Source organism: Enterobacter sp. UPMP2061, from assembly GCF_053709615.1.
The window spans coordinates 71115-90748 of sequence record NZ_JBSKJP010000007.1; the positions used below are offsets into that span (position 1 = coordinate 71115).

Below are 19634 nucleotides of genomic sequence, written 5' to 3' on the forward strand. Positions count from 1 at the left end.
TTTTTCTACCCGGAAGATGAAAGGTAAACGTAATGATTCGCAAAATGCTGCAAGGTAAACTTCACCGTGTGAAAGTCACTCAGGCCGACCTGCATTATGAAGGCTCCTGCGCGATCGACCAGGATTTTCTCGACGCGGCGGGTATTCTCGAAAACGAAGCCATTGATATCTGGAACGTAAATAACGGCAAACGCTTCTCTACCTACGCCATTGCCGCTGAGCGCGGGTCCAAAATCATCTCCGTCAACGGGGCGGCGGCGCACTGCGCGGACGTAGGCGATATCGTGATTATCGCCAGCTTTGTCATGATGTCTGACGAAGAAGCGCGTCGCTGGCAGCCAAAAGTAGCCTACTTTGAAGGCGACAATGAGATGAAACGTACCGCGAAGGCGATTCCGGTGCAGGTTGCCTGATAATATTTATCCCACGACCCATTCCTGTGCATTTATTAAATGAATGGGTCTTTAAAAAGCATTTATTGAATTAATATCCAAACTCTCCCCGCACAACCAGACAAACACATCATATTGATAACAAATAATTTTAAATTTACTAAACTATTCATTTAGTTTAAATCACGCACAATATCTACATTTCATTGAGATTAACAATATAATTCGCCACGAAATTTAATTTCAAATAAAAGCTTTACGGGCACTTATTATTTACTCAACGAATATGGATATTGAAATGATTTCTAAAAAATATGGTTTGGCAATTGCTATGGCAAGCGTTCTGGCTGCGGGTTCAGCGGTAGCAGCAGATTCTGACACCGGGACTATTACTTTCCACGGCATGGTTTCTAACAACACTTGCCAGGTCTCCCTTGACCAGAAAATCAACCAAGACGGTAACGATTTTGACGTAACGCTGGACACCGTATTTGTGCGTGATTTCGCAAACGCACTGGGTAGCACCAGCACCCTGGGTGAAAAGAAATTCAGCCTTTCACTGACCGGTTGTGATACCGCAACTGTGAAGAAAGCATCTGCACAGTTCTCTTCCTGGGCTGGCTCCTCTTCTACCGAAGGCGGTCTGCTGGTTCCACCAAGCAATGCTCAGGGTTCAGCTAAGAACGTTAACCTGGTGCTGTCAAACGACGGTAACTCAGCTACCGATCAGATCAAAATTGACCAGACTAACAACTCCCAGAAAGCAACCATCGATGGAACTTCTGGCGCAGGAAACCTGTACTACCGCGTAGCGTACACGCAGGGTCAGGGTTGGGATGCAACAAGTAATCCAGTTTCTGCTGGTACCGTGCAGGCACAGGTTGCCTTCACCATGATTTACGAATAAGAGATTCGTAAACTTTAAATTAAGCAATCCTTCATGATGAGTGAGGGATTGCTTGTGTAATTCCAAAAGGAAGTGGAAAAATGTCTCATTCAGTCTGCATTAAAAGTTTTCAAGCCGTATTGCTCGCAACTGCCGTTTTGGCCACATCGAATGCAAGTGCGGATATTGTTATTTCCGGCACCCGTATTATCTATCCACAGTCATCGAAGGATGTTGTTGTTAATCTCGATAACCATGGAACCAAACCGCTTTTGGTTCAAACCTGGCTTGATGATGGGCGTGATGGCGTAAATCCGGAAGAGTTAAAGCTTCCTTTTATCATTACCCCTCCAGTATCCCGTATTGACCCGAAAAAAGGCCAATCCGTACGTATTACCTACACAGGTACACCTTTACCACAGGATCGTGAATCGCTTTTCTGGTTCAATGTCCTGGAGATTCCACCAAAATCAAAAGCTGCGGATAAAGAGAATCTTAACCAGCTTCAGCTGGCATTCAGAACACGTATAAAATTCTTTTACCGTCCTGACGGGTTAAAAGGCTCGGCAGGTGAAGCAGCTGAGCATTTGACATGGACGCAGAAAAAAGAAGGAAACGCGGTTAAGCTTGTTGCCCATAATAATTCACCGTATAACGTCTCCGTTTCGGCGGTAACCATTAAAGCCAGTCAAAAAACATACGACGTTGATCATAAGGCCGTTCCACCGTTCAGTGATACCACAATGACGGTTAAAGGTTTAGCTTCTGCCGTAAATGGTAAAGTAGAGTTTGATTCTATTAATGACTATGGCGGCACAGACCATCACGAAGCGGGACTAAAATAGAGCACCCTTTAATACATATAATAATTAATAGCATTAACTCTGTGGAGAGCACCCTCTCTGCACTGATTAAGTGGATGTGCCATGTTATTTAAACGTTCTCTTTTATGTCTTACGATAAGTGCAGCATTGCCTTTTTATGCCTGTGCAGAAAATATCACGCCAGCAAAAGATCTGCCTGATAATGAAGAAGAGGTCGAGTTTAACGATCAATTTCTTTTAAATGGCAGCGCTAATATTGATATTAATCGTTTTTCACATGGCAACCCGGTTTTACCGGGGACCTATCGCACTAAGATCAACCTGAACGGTAAACTGAAGTCCACCGTGGAGGTCACGTTTAAAGATAACGGAACACCTCGTGCGACCCCGTGCATAACAAAACTGCTGCTGTCACAATCGGGTGTCGACACCAGCACATTGCCTGACGGACCGGAAGACGATGAAACCTGCGTCGATATTAAAAAATCTTTCGCTGGCGCTACGGTTAGCTATGACAGTGGCAAGCAGGCTATGGATTTTAATTTTCCCCAGATTTATGTGCTGAAACGCCCGGCGGGCTATGTCGATCCATCGTTGTGGGATAACGGGATTCCTGCCGCTCTGCTCTCTTATGACATGAACGGCTGGCGTAGCGAGAACAACGGCAGTACATCAGAAAGTGCATATGTAGGGTTACGCTATGGCCTGAATATGGGGCCATGGCGCCTGCGCTCGCGTGGCAATTTTAACTGGGACAAAGATAGCGGCACAAAATACTCCAGTCAGGATGTCTATTTGCAGCGCGATATCACACCGTTGAGTGCCCAGTTTGTCATCGGCGACTCTTACACGCGTGGCGAGGCATTTAACTCTATGAGCCTGCGCGGCGCACGCATGTACAGTGACGATCGCATGCTGCCAATGGGGTCCACAGGCTACGCGCCTGTCATTCGGGGTGTCGCGAACAGTAACGCGAAGGTCAGCGTCACGCAGAGCGGCAATAAGATTTATGAAACCTCGGTGCCACCAGGCGCGTTTGAAATAAACGACCTGAGTACCACAGGTTACGGAAATGATTTACTGGTAACGATTGAAGAAGCTGATGGCAGCAAACGCTCCTTTACCGTACCCTTTTCATCCGTCACGCAGATGCTCCGTCCGGGAGCCTCTCGCTGGGACGTCGGTTTAGGTGAGTTAAATGATGAGTCACTTATTGATGCGCCTAAAGTGGGTTACGGTACGCTTTACTATGGCCTGAATAATACGTTCACGGGTTATATTGGCGCGCAATATACCGACATGGATTTTTATGCCGGTATTCTCGGCGTGGCAATGAACACCCCTGTTGGTGCGTTTGCATTCGACGTTACGCAATCTTATGCAGATATTGAGGGGCTGGATAAATTAAGCGGGCAAAGTTATCGTTTAACCTACAGCAAAATGATTGAGTCGACGAATACTTCCTTTAACGTTGCGGCTTATCGTTTCTCGACGGAAGACTACCTGACGCTTAACGATGCGGCGCAACTTCAGGACAGTATTAGGCACCAGAAGTACTCAAACCGTAGCTATGACTCAAACGAAGCGTTATATGCAGACTATCAGCGCACCAAAAACCAGGTGCAAATTAGTCTTAACCAACCGCTGACCTCCGGAGAAGACAATTTTGGCTCCCTGTATGTAAGCGGCACCTGGCAGGATTACTGGAACGCGACGGGCTCTACTTCCAATTACAATATTGGGTATAACAATAGCTTCACCTACGGCAGCTACAGCTTGTCAATACAGCGAACCTATGATCAGAACGGCAAGAAAGACGACAGCGTTTATTTAAGCCTAAGCATTCCATTAAGTGTATTCTCAAAAGATAGAGGGAATGCCGGTGGATTCTCGAACATCAATATGGGATTACGTTCCGACCTTAAAGGCGGCACAAGTTTTAACACGTCCGCGGGTGGAAATACGCAAGATAATAAGGTGAGTTATTCCGTTAGCGCCTCGTCAAACAGTGGTAATTATGGTGACCTGAATCAGATAAGCGGCTACGGGTCCTATAACAGTGAATATGGCCCGCTGGGTTTATCTGCCTCTTTTGGTGATGACAACAGTAAACAATATTCTGCCTCCTATAACGGTGGCATGGTCATCCATTCAGGAGGTATTGCATTTGCGCCAGGGAGTATTGGTGACAACGATGCGCTGGCACTGGTCAAAGCGAGTGGTGCGAAAGGCGCCGGTATCGGCTTTGGTAACAGCGAAATAGGCAGTTCCGGCTATGGCATTCTGCCTTATATGTCTGCCTACCGTGAAAACCGCGTATACCTTGATATCAGCACGCTGGAAAACGACGTTGAAATTAAAAACACCAGTGAAATTACGGTTCCCCGCAGTGGTTCCGTTGTGCTGGTTGATTTTGCAACCGATGAAGGTCGTTCATTAATTTTAGAACTTAAGCGCACCGATAACGGATTTATTCCTTTAGGCGCTGATGTTTTAAATGAAAAAAATGAATCTATTGGCACCGTGGGACAGGCGGGGCAAGCCTATGTCCGCGGCGTTGAGGATGAAGGCACGCTTCATGTTGTCTGGGGAAGCGATAAAGACAGTAAATGTGACGTGCATTATAACGTCTCATCACATGCTCAAAAAGTAGGACTTACAACGGTGCTCAGCAATCAAGTGTGCCAGATGTAATTATTCGGGAAAATAGACGAGAGTTTGTATGAAAAAAAATCTTTATAGCCTGTCAGTCGTTGCCGTAACGATGCTGGCGTTATCAGGTTCGGCGCTCGCCGAGGGCACGAATCTCGATGTTAACTTTACGGCCAATATCCGTGAAACCACTTGTGATATGAAACTGATGGGCGGTACGGGTTCCGATACGGATCAAACACTGCTCATTGGTAACGGCGGCCAGGTGCGTCTCGACGATGTCAAAGCTGGCACCGCAAATGCCAATTTCAAAATTGTGATTGTTGAATGCCCGGCCTCTCTGACCTCACTGAAAGCCACGGTAAAAGGAAGCCAATCGGGTTATTTGCTTAGCGGCCTTGTTAATCAAAAACCAAAAGCCGATGGAGGCGCAGATTTCTCTGCTGTTGAAATTGCCAGAGCCAGCGCACCGGAGGCCCCTTTTATCATCAACTCTGACGATGATGCTAAGCGACTGGTCTGGAGTGCAACAGAAATCCAGAATAAAGAAGTTCCTTTAGTAGCCACAATACGTGAAACCAAAGTTAATAGCATGACAGTTGGTGATTTTGAGGCTACTGCGACTTTTGAATTTAGCTACGAGTAATTGGTGCAGGAAAACGGAGCAACATTATGAAATTTGAATCTACTTTTATCGCCCTGTCCGTTTCTGCACTTCTGTATTCGGGAATGGCAAACGCAGCAATTACAGGTACTGACAGTGTTAAATTAACGATAAAATCAAAAATAGTCTCGGGCACGTGTACAGCAAAAGTGCTTAACGGTGCAGGAACTGCGTCCACTGAAATTGCGTTTGGCGACGTATATAAAACCGATCTGGTAAATAAGACTCGTGTCGAGCCGTTAAAAATTGCCTTTACAAACTGCTCTGGTGTAACTAAGGCAACGGTAGCCGCAGCGAGTGGTGCTGGTGGGGGATGCTCGGGTCCGAAAATGGACGGTGATTCTTATTCTGCTGGGTTAGCAACAGGCTTCGAAATCTGGTCAGGAGTTGTAGATACTGGCGTAATGTTGAGTTGCAAAAGGCCTCCGGCGGCACAGGAGGTCACCATTGCTGACGGTGTAGGCGAATTCCCGATGAACTCACGCATTGTGATTGCGAAAGACAGAAATATTGCCGATGTTGGCACAGGTGCCGTTACTGCGCCAGTAACCTTCACAGTCACCTATCAATAATTCCAGGAACCATTATGCAACAATCACCGTTTAATTTACACCAGCCCGGTCTTGTGTTGCTTATCGGTCTGGCTGGTAGCACTCTGCCTGGCGTAAGCCAGGCAGGTTCAGGTATGGATGTAAACCTGACAGCAAACATCGTTAATAATACCTGTCGGCTAAGCGTCGAAAACGGCGGAGAGATCACTTTGCCGACCGTGTCACGAGACTGGTTTTATAACAGCGACAAGAGCGATCGTTTATCGCCAAACGATGATGAAGCTGGAACGCCTTTTACCATCCACGTAGATGACTGCTATGCGAGCAGTACAGAAGGCGCAACGATTAACAAACTAAAATTTAGTTTTGCTCCGCAAAATGGTTTCTGGAGTAATCACAACCAGGTGTTTAAAAACGATGCCACAGCCGGTGCGGCTGAAAATGTGGGTATCGTTATTTTTTCAGATACGTTCAAAACTAACGTCCTGAACAGCGACGGGACATCAAACGTTATTTACGATGTCGGTGGAAGTAGTGAGAACTATATAAAGGATTATGGCTTTTACGCACGTTATCAGAATATTGGAACGATCACCAGCGGCGCTGTGATAAGTAATGTTCTGGTTAATGTCAGCTACGAATAAAGGGATTTAGGATGAAAAAATACCTCACTATATTAGCGTTCGCAGCGTTCGGGCTGTCTGGCGCAGCACGGGCTAATTTCGAGGAGTGCAAATTTTACGGTAATGATGACTTGCAGATTATGTCTCCAGGTGCACAACCAGTTATCACTCCTCTGCCTGTGGGTACAGTAACAACTCCCATACAGATCAGTAATACGATCATTATGGAAACAACGCCTGCGTTAAAATCTCACTGTGCTGGGGGAAATGACGGTGAAAACACCTATCAGATTACCGACAACTCAATGCTGGCAGGCTACATAGATAACAAAGCCACCTTCCGGACGAATATTCCGGGTATTGTCTATACCCTGGCGATGTATCCCGATGGTAACGGCGTCACCGCGTGGTTCCCGCCCAACGCAGGGTCCTGGTATATGACCGCACCTAATGACGATCACGAAGAGCTGCTTGACGAAAAAACCTGGCATGTGCGCATGGAAATCTATCAAACCAATGGATTTCAGGGTGTTCCTTCGGATGTTAATTTTTTAACGGCCGGTGCAGGCCCGATTGGTCAGATCATTCTGGGCGATCCAAGCGATCCGAAGACATCCGATCACCCTCGTCCCCATGTGAACATGAGCGAGATGTCATTTAGCATGCCATTAAATCGCCCGACCTGTGTCTTACGTGCGCCCACAACGGTAAATCTTGGTGACTGGTATCCCGCAGAAGTCGAAAACGGGAATACCAGCAAAGTCGAGTTCCATGTTACGGGTACATGTGTAAATACAACCGCGGTTTACTATACGTTATCCTCCACACATACCACCGCAGATAAAAAATATTTTACCAATACCGTCGAGAATACTGGTGGTGTTACTGCGGCAGGAGGCGTCGGCGTCATGATTACGGATTCTGAAAATGATCATTACCCCGTGCCGGCAGACAGTTACCAACGTGTCATTGCTATAGGAGAGGTTGTTGGGGATCCTGTTAGTATTATTGACAGATCACTTTGGGCCAGGTTGGTCAAAACCGGTAGCGATCCGGTAACCGTCGGTGTTTTCGGTACCACCGTGACCATTCAGACCACGTACGAATAACCTACCCCTGCGGCTGATTGCTGATCAGCCGCGACATTGTCTCCAGCGAATCCGTTCTCAGAATATACAGTCGCTTCAGTAAGAACGGATTATCCCCCGGCTTCACCTTCCCCTTCACCGTTGTCACTGCCAGATGAAAACCGGCATCATTCGCGGCTTTAATCGCTTTATTGTCATACCCGCCAAACGGGTACGAAACATACAGCACGCGCGGGTTGAACTGCGCCAGTGCACGCCGTGAGCGTTCAAAATCGAACAGGATCACGTGATAGCTGCGGCTCAATAAGATGGGGTGTTTATACCCATCCACGCGATGCAGGAAGTGGGTGTGAGACTGAATGTCGAACACATCCTGGATGCCCTTGATTTCCTGAACGCTCATAAACTGTAGCGATCGGGGATCCCACTTCTGCGGGTGACCTTTGATTCGGGATGAAATAATAAACGCCGTCGCGTTGAAGCCATACTCTTTCAGCACCGGATACGCGTAGCGGCTCACCGATTTCAGGCCATCATCAAAAGTGATCACCACCGCTTTCGCGGGGAGGTTCATCTTGTTACGCACGTACCCTTCAAGCTGGTACATTGTCAGCGTGGTATAGCCTTGATCGCGTAACCAGGCCATCTGATTATTAAACGCACGTACGCTGGTTGTCGTGGAGGTATGTCGAAAACGGGTGTTCTCTTCATCACGCAGGATATGGTGGTAGGTCAGAATCGGCAGTCCGTTATCTTCCTGTGCATCCAGGCTGCTGATCCACGCCAGACGATTGCCGATGCGGATCTGAAACCAGGTCTGGTTCAGGCGATCTTTCAGCTTATTCAGAATCGGATAGCGAAGATTGGCGCTTAAGGTGCCAAAGGGCGCGCTTCCGCTGCTGGGGGCATTATACACTGGCGTGTCTTTCCAGGTGATGAGGTTTTGATTGCTGAGCGGCTTGTTCAGATCGCCCAGGCTATCCTCGACGCGTTGCTTACCCTGCACTTTTTCCAGGTGCTCTTTATCAATAAACCCCGTACCGAATCCGAAACGAAATTCATAGTAATCCGCCGCGGCCGGAAAGACGGCGAGGATCTGCCCGGCGCGGACATTGCCCACGTTCACGACAGCATTTCCCACCTGCGCCCAGATGGCTGCATCTTCGGTGGTTTGCATATATTGGGCAGGAAGGCCTTGCTGACTGGTCAGGCTGGCAGACGCACCACCGGAGACCAGTAGCAGAAGGATAAAGATAACGCGCATGAGCATGGGATATAAATCGATACGGAAAATCAGTCGCCATTGTAGCAAAAGCGACATCAATACCAATGTTTAATGCTTATACAGATCGTGAAGCAGAACGAAAGGCGGATTCTTCTGCTGCTGGTGCCACAGGCTGCTCACGCCCGGCGAGCCCTGCGCCACAATGGCGTGACGAAACTCAGCGCTGCTCAACGTTGCGCGCAGCGGATACATCGCTTCGAGTAAAGGCAGGCTGATACCGGAGATCACTTCACAGTTATCATGCTTATGGCTCATTAACGCCGCTGAACGGTAAGGCGCCGCGCCCGATCTGTCGGTGAGAAAAATCACGCCATCACCGGTGTCGGTTTCATGCAGCGCGTCGCACATCATCCGGCTTAGCATATTGGTGCTCAGCCCTCGCCAGTAATTTACCGCACGACATTGCGCCAGAGGGCCAAATCGGGCCTCCAGCTTCAGGAGCATTTCCTGTGCCTCTTCATCGTGGCAGGTGATAACCCATCCCAGCATAACGTCTCTCCTTAGCAGGCGAGTAGTTTATCCAGGTGAAGGTTAGTTTACGGTGATAACTGTCAAAGAAAGTGCCCGGCAAACAGAACGTTGCCGGGCAGAAGATTAGCTACGCAGCCCACGTCCACGCTGGATCAGATACCAGCACAGCAGATAGAACGCCACGATAAATACCGCCAGCACCACAACGGTGGTGAACAGCGGGACATCGGTAATGCCGAGGAAACCAAAGCGGAAGCCGCTGATCATATAGACAATCGGGTTCAGGTGCGACAGCGCCTGCCAGAACGGCGGCAGCAGCGTCAGGGAGTAGAACACCCCGCCCAGATAGGTCAGCGGCGTCAGCACGAAGGTCGGGATCAGGCTGATGTCATCAAACGTTTTGGCGAACACGGCATTCAGCAAGCCAGCCAGTGAGAACAGGATCGCAGTAAGCAATAACGTGAGCGCGACGAATAGCCACGAGTGCACCTGGAACGGCACGAAGAACAGCGAAATCGCCGTCACCAGAATACCCACGCACAGCCCGCGCGCCACGCCGCCGCCCACGTAACCGGCGATAATGACGTGCGTCGGCACTGGCGCCACCAGCAGCTCTTCAATGTTGCGCTGGAACTTGGCGCTGAAGAATGAGGATGCCACGTTCGCGTAAGCGTTGGTGATCACTGCCATCATGATCAGGCCCGGCACGATAAACTGCATATAGGTAAAGCCGTGCATCTCACCAATGCGGGAGCCAATCAGGTTGCCGAAAATGATGAAGTAGAGCGTCATGGTGATCACCGGCGGCACCAGGGTTTGCACCCAGATGCGCATAAAGCGGTTAATCTCTTTCGCCCAGATGCTTTTCAGCGCGACCCAGTAAAGATGCGTCATGCCTTGTCTCCTTGTTTATCGTGCACCAGAGAGACAAACAGCTCTTCCAGTCGGTTCGCTTTGTTACGCATGCTTAATACCTGAACGCCCTGCGCGCTCAACTGGGAGAACACGCTGTTGATTCCCTGCTCGCGCAGCACTTCTACCTCCAGCGTCGAGGTATCGACCAGGCGATAATTATACCCCTCCAGCTTCGGCAGGGCGCTTTTCGCCGCCAGATCGAGGATAAAGGTCTCTGATTTTAGCTTGGAGAGCAGGTTCTTCATCGAGGTGTTTTCCACCAGCTCGCCGTGCTGAATGATGCCGATGTTGCGGCACAGCATCTCTGCCTCTTCAAGGTAGTGCGTGGTCAGAATGATGGTGGTGCCTTTGTCGTTCAGATCCTTCAGGAAGCCCCACATGGAACGACGCAGTTCAATATCCACGCCAGCGGTCGGTTCATCAAGAATGAGCAGCTTTGGCTCGTGCATCAGCGCGCGAGCAATCATCAGGCGGCGCTTCATCCCCCCGGACAACATCCGCGCGCGCTCGTTACGCTTCTCCCACAGGTCAAGCTGTTTGAGATACTTTTCGCTGCGCTCCAGCGCTTCTTTGCGCTCAACGCCATAGTAACCCGCCTGGTTAACAACAATCTGCTGTACCGTCTCAAACGGATTGAAGTTGAACTCCTGCGGCACCAGCCCCAGCTGGCGCTTGGCGTTGACCACGTCTTTTTGCAGGTCGTAGCCAAACACGCTAACGCGGCCAGACGTTTTATTGACCAGCGAGCTGATAATCCCGATGGTGGTCGATTTTCCCGCCCCGTTCGGCCCCAGAAGCGCGTAGAAATCTCCCGCTTCGACTTTAAGATCTATCCCGCGCAGCGCCTGGACGCCCCCCGGGTAGGTTTTTTTGAGCTGTTCAAGCTCCAGTGCAATCGCCATGAATTCAACTTACCTTAAGTTCTGACACACGTTGTGTGGTTTCATTAAAAGTCGGGTTACCCTATAGTAGCGCAACGCAATCACTTGGTTACAGGTCGCTAACCTCCATGAACGACATAGATACACTCATCAGCAACAATGCACTATGGTCAAAAATGCTGGTGGAGGAAGACCCCGGATTTTTTGGAAAACTGGCACAGGCGCAGAACCCGCGCTTTCTCTGGATTGGATGTTCCGACAGCCGCGTCCCCGCCGAACGTCTGACCGGTCTTGAACCGGGCGAACTGTTTGTTCACCGCAATGTTGCTAACCTCGTTATTCATACCGATCTCAACTGCCTTTCGGTTGTTCAGTATGCCGTTGACGTTCTGGAGGTTGAGCACATCATTATTTGTGGCCACTACGGCTGCGGCGGCGTACAGGCGGCGGTCGAAAATACAGAGCTGGGGTTAATCGATAACTGGCTGCTGCACATCCGTGATATCTGGTTCAAACATAGCTCACTGCTGGGCGAAATGCCGCAGGAGCGCCGTCTCGACACGCTGTGTGAGCTGAACGTGATGGAGCAGGTCTATAACCTGGGCCACTCGACGATTATGCAGTCTGCCTGGAAACGCGGACAGAAGGTCTCCATCCACGGCTGGGCGTACGGTATTCACGACGGCCTGCTACGCAATCTGGAAGTGACCGCCACCAACCGCGAAACGCTGGAACAGCGTTACCGCTCGGGAATTGCCAACCTCAAGCTTAAGCACGTTAACCATAAATAACAAAGCCGGGGGTTTTCACCCTCTCCCTGTGGGAGAGGGCTGGGGTGAGGGCATCAGCCCGCAATTATTCGTCCAGAATCACTACTTTCCCAACATACGGCAGATGGCGATAACGCTGCGCGTAATCAATGCCGTAACCCACCACGAATTCGTCCGGGATGGAGAAACCAACGAACTCCACCGGCACCTGCACTTCACGGCGCTCAGGCTTATCCAGCAGAGTACAAATCGCCAGTGATTTTGGTTCACGCAGGCTCAGGATCTCACGCACTTTAGAGAGCGTGTTGCCGGAGTCGATGATGTCCTCAACAATCAACACATCTTTGCCACGAATATCTTCATCCAGATCTTTCAGGATTTTCACATCACGGGTTGTGGACATGCCGCTGCCGTAGCTGGAGGCGGTCATAAAATCGACCTCGTGCGGCACCTGCACTTCACGGCACAGGTCTGCCATGAACATGAAAGAGCCACGCAACAGACCGACCAGCACCATTTCGCTGCCGCTGTCCTTGTAATGTTCGGTGATTTGACGACCCAGTTCGGCGATACGCGCTTTGATCTCGGCTTCCGGGATCATCACTTCAACAGTATGTTTCATATTACTAACCAAATGATTTTAGTGAAAATCTCTCAATGCGGATGACTCTCGCTCCGGCATCGATACGCAAGCCAGCCATTATACCAGTAAATGGATAAGCCTGGCGTATGAGTTATAAAAAGCAATATTTGTGATTCCGATCACAGTTGTTAATACCTATAATTAATTGCTAGCAAATAATTAACAAAACTGACGAGTACTTTTCTATGGCTGAAACAAAAACTAAACAGCCGCGTCTACTGGTGACATTAACAGCCGCGTTTGCCGCATTCTGCGCGCTGTATTTGTTAATCGGTGGCGTATGGCTGGTCGCGATTGGCGGCTCCTGGTACTACCCGATTGCGGGTCTGGTTATGGTTGGCGTAACCGTCCTGCTTTTACGCAGAAAACAATCTGCTCTGTGGCTGTACGCAGCGTTACTGCTCGCAACCATGATCTGGGGCGTCTGGGAAGTCGGGTTCGACTTCTGGGCGTTGACGCCGCGCAGCGACATTCTGGTCTTCTTCGGTATCTGGCTGATCCTGCCGTTTGTCTGGCGTCGTCTGATCGTCCCTTCCAGTGGCGCCGTGGCCGGTCTGGTCGTTGCCCTGCTGATTAGTGGCGGCATCCTGACCTGGGCCGGTTTTAACGACCCGCAGGAGATCAACGGTACGCTGAACGCGGAATCCACGCCGGCTGCGGCTATTTCGCAGGTGGCGGACGGTGACTGGCCTGCTTATGGTCGTAACCAGGAAGGTCAACGCTACTCCCCGCTGAAGCAGATCAACGCGGACAACGTGAAAAACCTGAAGGAAGCCTGGGTATTCCGTACCGGCGACCTGAAGATGCCAAACGATCCGGGTGAGCTGACCAACGAAGTGACCCCAATTAAAGTGGGCAACATGCTCTACCTGTGTACGGCGCACCAGCGTCTGTTCGCGCTCGACGCGGCTACCGGTAAAGAGAAATGGCACTTTGATCCACAGCTGAACTCCAACCCGTCGTTCCAGCACATTACCTGCCGCGGCGTCTCTTACCACGAAGCGCGCGCCGATAATGCCAGCCCGGAAGTCATTGCCGACTGTCCTCGCCGCATTATGCTGCCGGTGAACGATGGCCGCCTGTTTGCCATTAACGCTGAGACCGGCAAGCTGTGCGAAACCTTCGCCAATAAAGGCATTCTGAATCTTCAGACCAACATGCCGGACACCACGCCGGGCCTGTATGAGCCGACCTCCCCGCCAATCATCACCGACAAAACCATCGTGATTGCCGGTTCGGTAACGGATAACTTCTCTACCCGTGAAACCTCCGGCGTTATCCGTGGTTTCGACGTGAACACCGGTAAACTGCTGTGGGCCTTCGACCCGGGCGCGAAAGATCCTAACGCGATCCCATCGGATGAACACACCTTTACCTTTAACTCACCGAACTCCTGGGCACCGGCAGCGTATGACGCGAAGCTGGACCTGGTCTACCTGCCGATGGGCGTGACCACGCCGGATATCTGGGGCGGTAACCGTACGCCGGAGCAGGAACGTTACGCCAGCTCCATCGTGGCGCTGAACGCAACAACCGGTAAACTGGCATGGAGCTACCAGACCGTTCACCACGATCTGTGGGATATGGATATGCCGTCCCAGCCGACGCTGGCGGACATTACCGTTAACGGTAAAACCGTACCGGTGATTTACGCCCCGGCGAAAACCGGTAACATCTTCGTGCTTGATCGTAGCAACGGTAAGCTGGTTGTTCCTGCGCCGGAAAAACCGGTTCCGCAGGGTGCGGCCAAAGGCGACTACGTCACCAAAACGCAGCCGTTCTCTGACCTGAGCTTCCGTCCGAAGAAAGATCTCAGCGGTGCAGACATGTGGGGTGCCACCATGTTTGACCAGCTGGTATGCCGCGTGATGTTCCACCAGCTGCGCTACGAAGGGATTTTCACCCCGCCGTCAGAGCAGGGTACGCTGGTCTTCCCGGGTAACCTGGGGATGTTCGAATGGGGTGGGATCTCCGTTGACCCTAACCGTCAGGTCGCCATCGCTAACCCAATGGCGCTGCCGTTCGTTTCCCGCCTGATCCCTCGTGGTCCGGGTAACCCAATGGAGCAGCCGAAAGATGCGAAAGGCAGCGGTACCGAAGCCGGTATCCAGCCGCAGTATGGCGTTCCTTATGGTGTGACCCTGAATCCGTTCCTTTCTCCGTTCGGTCTGCCGTGTAAACAGCCTGCCTGGGGTTACATCTCCGGTCTGGATCTGAAGACCAACAAGATCGTCTGGAAGAAACGTATTGGTACGCCACAGGACAGCATGCCGTTCCCGATGCCTGTTCCAGTGCCTTTCAATATGGGTATGCCAATGCTGGGTGGCCCAATCTCCACCGCCGGTAACGTGCTGTTCATCGCGGCAACCGCAGATAACTACCTGCGCGCGTACAACATGACCAACGGTGAGAAACTGTGGCAAGGCCGTCTGCCAGCCGGTGGACAGGCAACGCCGATGACCTATGAAGTGAATGGCAAGCAGTACGTTGTCATCTCTGCGGGTGGTCACGGTTCGTTTGGCACGAAGATGGGCGACTATATTGTCGCGTATGCACTGCCTGACGACGCTAAGTAACGAAAAAGCCCGGTGGCGCTAACGCTTACCGGGCCTACGGGTGCCCTATGTAGGCCGGGTAAGGCGAAGCCGCCACCCGGCTTTTTTTATACGGTAAAACCGAGCATCATCCCCGTATCTTCATGCTCCAGCAGATGACAGTGGGCCATATAGGCAAACTCTTTCGGCGCCTCGTGGTCAAACTTCACCAGCACCTCGCTGACGCCGCCTTCCACTCTCACCGTATCTTTCCAGCCCGCACGATGCGCCTCCGGCGCTTTACCATTTTCAGACAGAATACGGAACTGCGTGCCGTGGATATGGAACGGGTGCAGCATCATGTCGCCTTCGCCTGAAATCACCCAGCGTTCAAACTGCCCTTTCATGGCGGCGAACATGGGCGTGTTCATATCGAACGCTTTGCCGTTGATGCGGTTGGCGTTGTGGAAATCGAAACCATGGCCGCCGTGATCCATGCCGCCCATTTTACCGTGGTCCATATTCATATGGCCCATCATCTGGCCGTGATGCATTCCCGCCATGGCCTGATTGCCGTACTTCTTCATCAGCGCCTGCATGCCCATCATGTCTAGCATCGGGTCCATAGAAAGCTGAAGTTTACGCTGCGTAAGCCCGTCCAGCGACGGGAGTGCTGGCAGCGTGGTGAGGGTCTCCGGCAGCGTACCGGAGGCGGTGATCTGTAGCGGCTGAATGCGCAGGACCGGATGCGGCTTATCAAACGGCGCAACGGCCATCCCCATCTGGCTGACCGGCAGGGTCACCAGGTCAAACGCTTTGCCATCGCTGATGTCCACCAGCACCTCGAAGCGCTCCCCCATCAGCATCGGCAGCTCGCTCACCTTCACCGGCTCCGGCAGCAGGCCGCCGTCGCTTGCCACCACGTAAAGCGGGCGTTTATCGCTGGTGGCGAAGTTCAGCGAGCGGGCGTTACAGCCGTTAAGCAGACGTAAGCGCAGCCAGCCTTTTGGCGCGGCATGCTGCGGGTAGATCGCGCCGTTGGTCAGGAGTGTATCGCCAAACCAGCCTACCGCCGCGCTCATTACGTCCAGCTGATAGTCAATTTGCCCGTCAGCGTTGAATTTTTTGTCCTGCACAATCACCGGGACATCGTCGATTCCCCACTGTTTTGGCAGGCGCAGCAGGCGGCTTTCATCGTCTTCAATCAGCACCAGGCCGGCCAGCCCCATCGCCACCTGATGGCCCGTTTTGCCATGCTGATGCGGGTGGAACCAGCAGGTCGCCGCGCGTTGTTCCGGAGTAAAGGTTACGCTGCGTTTACCACCAGGCCTGATAATGCCCTGAGGCCCTCCATCCACTTCGCCCGGGACTTCCAGCCCGTGCCAGTGCAGCGTGGTCTCTTCCGCAAGCGTGTTATGAATGTCTACGGTCACCGCCTTCCCTTTGCGTAACTGCAACGCCGGGCCGAGCAGATTGCCGTTATAGCCCCACGTCGTGGCGGCGTGCTGACCGAACGTGGTTTTACCGGCCTGCACCACAAGCTGAATGCGGCTCCGGGCATCTGCGGCGAGTAATTCAGGAATGGGTAAAGCCGGTCTGTCGGCGGCAAAAACGGCGCGGCTCCAGAGAGGTAACGCGCTGGCAACCCCCAGCGCGGCAGAAAATTTTAAAAAATCACGACGTTGCATGTGCATTTCCTTATTTCCAGCAGGCGATCTTTTGAGCATAAACCCTCCCCTTACCGGAAGGTCAAGCACGGCGGCAATAATAAAGATCGTCGGCCTGGCATCAAGTATGCTAACGTTAATTTTCCGTGATGCAGTGGTAAAGGCAATGAAGACGTTTTTCAGAACAATTTTGTTCGCCAGCCTGATGGCGATGTGTGCGAACAGTTACGCGCTAAGTGAAAACGAAGCGGAAGATATGGCCGATCTGACGGCAGTTTTTGTTTTTCTGAAAAACGATTGTGGTTACCAGAATTTACCCAATGGGCAAATTCGTCGCGCACTGGTCTTTTTTGCCCAGCAGAACCAATGGGACCTCAGCAACTACGACAGCTTCGACATGAAGGCGCTCGGTGAAGACAGCTACCGTGATTTAAGCGGTATTGGCATTCCCACTGCTAAAAAATGCAAAGCGCTGGCTCGCGATTCACTCAGCCTGCTCGCCTACGTGAAGTAACCTTCCCGACGCCCCTTGTTGACCCGCTTACCGCCTCACGGCGGTGTTGTGTTGCGCCCATCTGCCGGATGTAATGGATGTTAACGAAGGAGGTGCTCCCCATGACCGAAAAAACGGTATGGCAAGAAACGCTGCATGACCAGTTTGGTCAGTATTTTGCCGTGGATAACGTGCTCTATCATGAGAAAACCGATCATCAGGATTTGATAATCTTCGAAAACGCCGCCTTTGGCCGCGTGATGGCGCTGGACGGCGTGGTGCAAACCACCGAGCGCGACGAGTTTATCTATCACGAAATGATGACCCACGTCCCGCTGCTGGCCCACGGCCACGCGAAGGACGTGCTGATTATCGGCGGCGGCGACGGCGCGATGCTGCGTGAAGTCTCTCGCCATCAGAATGTCGAAACCATCACCATGGTGGAAATCGACGCCGGTGTGGTGTCGTTCTGCCGCCAGTATCTGCCCAACCATAATGCCGGCAGCTATGACGATCCGCGGTTTAATCTGGTTATCGACGATGGCGTCAATTTTGTTAACCAGACCACGCAAACGTTTGATGTCATTATCTCTGACTGTACCGACCCTATCGGTCCGGGCGCGTCGCTGTTTACCTCGTCGTTTTACGAAGGCTGCAAGCGCTGCCTGAAGCCTGGCGGAATTTTTGTGGCGCAAAACGGCGTTTGCTTCCTGCAACAGGATGAAGCACTTGATAGCCACCGTAAGCTGAGCACCTATTTTGCTGACGTCAGCTTCTACCAGGCGGCGATCCCCACTTACTACGGTGGGATCATGACCTTTGCCTGGGCGACGGATAACGACGTACTGCGCCATCTTTCTACCGAGATCGTGCAGGCCCGCTTCCACCAGGCCGGACTCCAGTGCCGGTACTACAACCCGGCGATCCACACCGCAGCCTTTGCGTTGCCTCAATATCTGCAAGACGCGCTGTCCTCAAAGGAGGTGAACTAATTGAAAAAGCTTAAACTGCATGGCTTTAACAATCTGACCAAAAGCCTGAGTTTTTGTATTTACGATATCTGCTACGCCAAAACAGCAGAAGAGCGCGATGGTTACATCGCCTATATCGATGAACTCTACAACGCCAACCGTCTGACCGAGATCCTGACAGAGACCTGCTCGATTATCGGCGCGAACATCCTGAATATCGCGCGCCAGGATTATGAGCCTCAGGGTGCGAGCGTCACCATTCTGGTGAGTGAAGAGCCGGTTGACCCGAAGCTTATCGACAAAACCGAGCACCCCGGCCCGCTGCCGGAAGTGGTAGTCGCCCACCTGGATAAAAGCCACATCTGCGTGCACACCTACCCGGAAAGCCACCCGGAAGGCGGGCTGTGTACCTTCCGCGCGGATATTGAAGTGTCGACCTGCGGCGTGATTTCACCGCTGAATGCGTTGAATTATTTAATCCACCAGCTGGAATCCGATATCGTCACTATTGATTATCGCGTGCGTGGTTTTACCCGTGATATCAACGGCATGAAGCACTTCATTGATCATGAGATCAACTCCATTCAGAACTTCATGTCCGAGGACATGAAGTCGCTGTACGACATGATGGATGTGAACGTCTATCAGGAGAATATCTTCCATACCAAGATGATGCTTAAAGAGTTCGATCTTAAGCACTATATGTTCCATACCAGGCCGGAAGATTTAAGTGACGAAGAGCGTAAGGTCATTACCGACCTGCTCTGGAAAGAGATGCGCGAAATTTACTACGGCCGTAACATTCCGACCGTGTAAACGTGATCCGGAGCAGGGACGCTTCGGGGAATTACTTCTGTTGCATAAAATCGCGGTAGGCGTTCAACACGCTCAGGAAGTCTTCCACGCCGCAAAGCGACAGGCTCTCTTCGTCGTAGTAGCTCATCCCCTCTTCCATCTCATCACCCGAGAACTCAAGTTGGTTGGCGCGCACCATCACCTCTTCGCCATCCATCCACAGCGTGTATTCGTGCCCGGCGCGTTGCCAGGAGCGTTCACTGCCTTTCACCGTTTCCGCCGCCTGTTCGACTTCATCCAGCAGCGCGAGGTTCTCTTTCACCTCTTCGTTAAACCAGTGTCCAACGGCTTCGTGCCCCATCGACATTCGCACTTTCACCACGCCGGTGATGTCGCGCAAAAATTCGTAATCCATAGCGTTTTCCTCTGCAAAGCCATTAGGGTAATTATCGCAGCAGAGAGGAAGAAAAAAAGCGGGAGAGGTGGGAGGAATGAAAATAAAAAACCCACCGACGTTGCGATGGGTTTT

Annotated in this window: 20 protein-coding genes; 13 read left to right on the top strand and 7 right to left on the bottom strand. The window is 51.6% G+C overall.

Features of this window, described 5'->3' with window-relative positions; translation table 11 throughout:
• Window positions 1-32: 32 nt before the first annotated feature.
• The 8 genes from panD to ACWKXX_RS14865 all read left to right on the top strand — a co-directional run bounded on the left by panD (window position 33) and on the right by ACWKXX_RS14865 (window position 7701).
• Window positions 33-413 (top strand): aspartate 1-decarboxylase, encoded by a 381-nt coding sequence (panD, locus tag ACWKXX_RS14830; RefSeq protein ID WP_003856284.1) that lies wholly within the window; start codon window positions 33-35, stop codon window positions 411-413.
• Between the two features lie 277 nt (window positions 414-690).
• The gene (locus tag ACWKXX_RS14835) at window positions 691-1299 is read left to right on the top strand and encodes a fimbrial protein (RefSeq protein ID WP_032647291.1); all 609 of its coding nucleotides are present in this window, start codon (window positions 691-693) and stop codon (window positions 1297-1299) included.
• Window positions 1300-1379: 80 nt separating this feature from the next.
• On the top strand, window positions 1380-2123 hold the full coding sequence (locus ACWKXX_RS14840) for a fimbrial chaperone (RefSeq protein WP_032670544.1): 744 nt from the start codon (window positions 1380-1382) through the stop codon (window positions 2121-2123).
• Between the two features lie 81 nt (window positions 2124-2204).
• Complete coding sequence (locus ACWKXX_RS14845; RefSeq protein WP_049017530.1) at window positions 2205-4796, top strand: outer membrane usher protein; 2592 nt, start codon at window positions 2205-2207, stop codon at window positions 4794-4796.
• Between the two features lie 28 nt (window positions 4797-4824).
• Window positions 4825-5400 (top strand): fimbrial protein, encoded by a 576-nt coding sequence (locus ACWKXX_RS14850; RefSeq protein WP_015572703.1) that lies wholly within the window; start codon window positions 4825-4827, stop codon window positions 5398-5400.
• Window positions 5401-5426: 26 nt separating this feature from the next.
• Complete coding sequence (locus ACWKXX_RS14855) at window positions 5427-5990, top strand: fimbrial protein (protein WP_111962173.1); 564 nt, start codon at window positions 5427-5429, stop codon at window positions 5988-5990.
• Between the two features lie 14 nt (window positions 5991-6004).
• Window positions 6005-6613 carry a fimbrial-like protein gene (locus ACWKXX_RS14860; protein WP_045337993.1) on the top strand — a complete coding sequence of 203 codons (609 nt, stop codon included), beginning with the start codon at window positions 6005-6007 and terminating at the stop codon, window positions 6611-6613.
• An 11-nt stretch (window positions 6614-6624) separates the two neighbouring features.
• The gene (locus ACWKXX_RS14865; RefSeq protein WP_045350060.1) at window positions 6625-7701 is read left to right on the top strand and encodes a fimbrial protein StkG; all 1077 of its coding nucleotides are present in this window, start codon (window positions 6625-6627) and stop codon (window positions 7699-7701) included.
• A gap of 1 nt (window position 7702) precedes the next feature.
• Here ACWKXX_RS14865 and ACWKXX_RS14870 read toward each other — a convergent pair whose 3' ends face one another.
• From ACWKXX_RS14870 to ACWKXX_RS14885, 4 genes are all read right to left on the bottom strand, one after another.
• Window positions 7703-8950, bottom strand: coding sequence for a polysaccharide deacetylase family protein (locus tag ACWKXX_RS14870; protein WP_047726209.1), 1248 nt, complete (start codon window positions 8948-8950; stop codon window positions 7703-7705).
• A gap of 63 nt (window positions 8951-9013) precedes the next feature.
• Window positions 9014-9454, bottom strand: a complete 441-nt coding sequence (locus ACWKXX_RS14875) for a PTS sugar transporter subunit IIA (protein ID WP_015572698.1) — start codon at window positions 9452-9454, stop codon at window positions 9014-9016.
• A gap of 105 nt (window positions 9455-9559) precedes the next feature.
• Window positions 9560-10330, bottom strand: coding sequence for an ABC transporter permease (locus ACWKXX_RS14880; RefSeq protein WP_006810078.1), 771 nt, complete (start codon window positions 10328-10330; stop codon window positions 9560-9562).
• The gene (locus tag ACWKXX_RS14885; RefSeq protein WP_017383763.1) at window positions 10327-11253 is read right to left on the bottom strand and encodes an ABC transporter ATP-binding protein; all 927 of its coding nucleotides are present in this window, start codon (window positions 11251-11253) and stop codon (window positions 10327-10329) included. The genes ACWKXX_RS14880 and ACWKXX_RS14885 overlap by 4 nt, the downstream gene beginning before the upstream one ends.
• Window positions 11254-11360: 107 nt before the next feature.
• On the opposite strand from ACWKXX_RS14885, the gene can reads away from it, so the two are divergent.
• The gene (gene can, locus ACWKXX_RS14890) at window positions 11361-12023 is read left to right on the top strand and encodes a carbonate dehydratase (protein ID WP_003856301.1); all 663 of its coding nucleotides are present in this window, start codon (window positions 11361-11363) and stop codon (window positions 12021-12023) included.
• Window positions 12024-12087: 64 nt separating this feature from the next.
• Here the strand turns inward: can and hpt are convergent, their stop codons facing one another.
• A complete protein-coding gene (gene hpt, locus ACWKXX_RS14895; protein WP_003856303.1) occupies window positions 12088-12624 on the bottom strand; it encodes a hypoxanthine phosphoribosyltransferase in 537 nt (178 codons plus the stop codon).
• 206 nt (window positions 12625-12830) lie between these two features.
• Here hpt and ACWKXX_RS14900 point away from each other — a divergent pair, with 206 nt between their 5' ends.
• Window positions 12831-15221, top strand: coding sequence for a glucose/quinate/shikimate family membrane-bound PQQ-dependent dehydrogenase (locus ACWKXX_RS14900; protein WP_003856304.1), 2391 nt, complete (start codon window positions 12831-12833; stop codon window positions 15219-15221).
• An 86-nt stretch (window positions 15222-15307) separates the two neighbouring features.
• On the opposite strand, the gene cueO is transcribed toward ACWKXX_RS14900, so the two are convergent.
• Entirely contained in the window at window positions 15308-16867 is a 1560-nt protein-coding gene (gene cueO / locus ACWKXX_RS14905) for a multicopper oxidase CueO (RefSeq protein WP_045344470.1), read from the bottom strand.
• 145 nt (window positions 16868-17012) lie between these two features.
• On the opposite strand from cueO, the gene ACWKXX_RS14910 reads away from it, so the two are divergent.
• The 3 genes from ACWKXX_RS14910 to speD all read left to right on the top strand — a co-directional run bounded on the left by ACWKXX_RS14910 (window position 17013) and on the right by speD (window position 19126).
• Entirely contained in the window at window positions 17013-17360 is a 348-nt protein-coding gene (locus ACWKXX_RS14910) for a YacC family pilotin-like protein (RefSeq protein ID WP_003856306.1), read from the top strand.
• Between the two features lie 101 nt (window positions 17361-17461).
• Window positions 17462-18331, top strand: a complete 870-nt coding sequence (gene speE, locus ACWKXX_RS14915; protein WP_015572694.1) for a polyamine aminopropyltransferase — start codon at window positions 17462-17464, stop codon at window positions 18329-18331.
• Complete coding sequence (gene speD, locus ACWKXX_RS14920; protein ID WP_017694500.1) at window positions 18332-19126, top strand: adenosylmethionine decarboxylase; 795 nt, start codon at window positions 18332-18334, stop codon at window positions 19124-19126. It abuts the gene before it with no gap.
• Between the two features lie 31 nt (window positions 19127-19157).
• Here speD and yacL read toward each other — a convergent pair whose 3' ends face one another.
• Entirely contained in the window at window positions 19158-19520 is a 363-nt protein-coding gene (gene yacL / locus ACWKXX_RS14925) for a protein YacL (RefSeq protein ID WP_015572693.1), read from the bottom strand.
• Window positions 19521-19634: the final 114 nt, after the last annotated feature.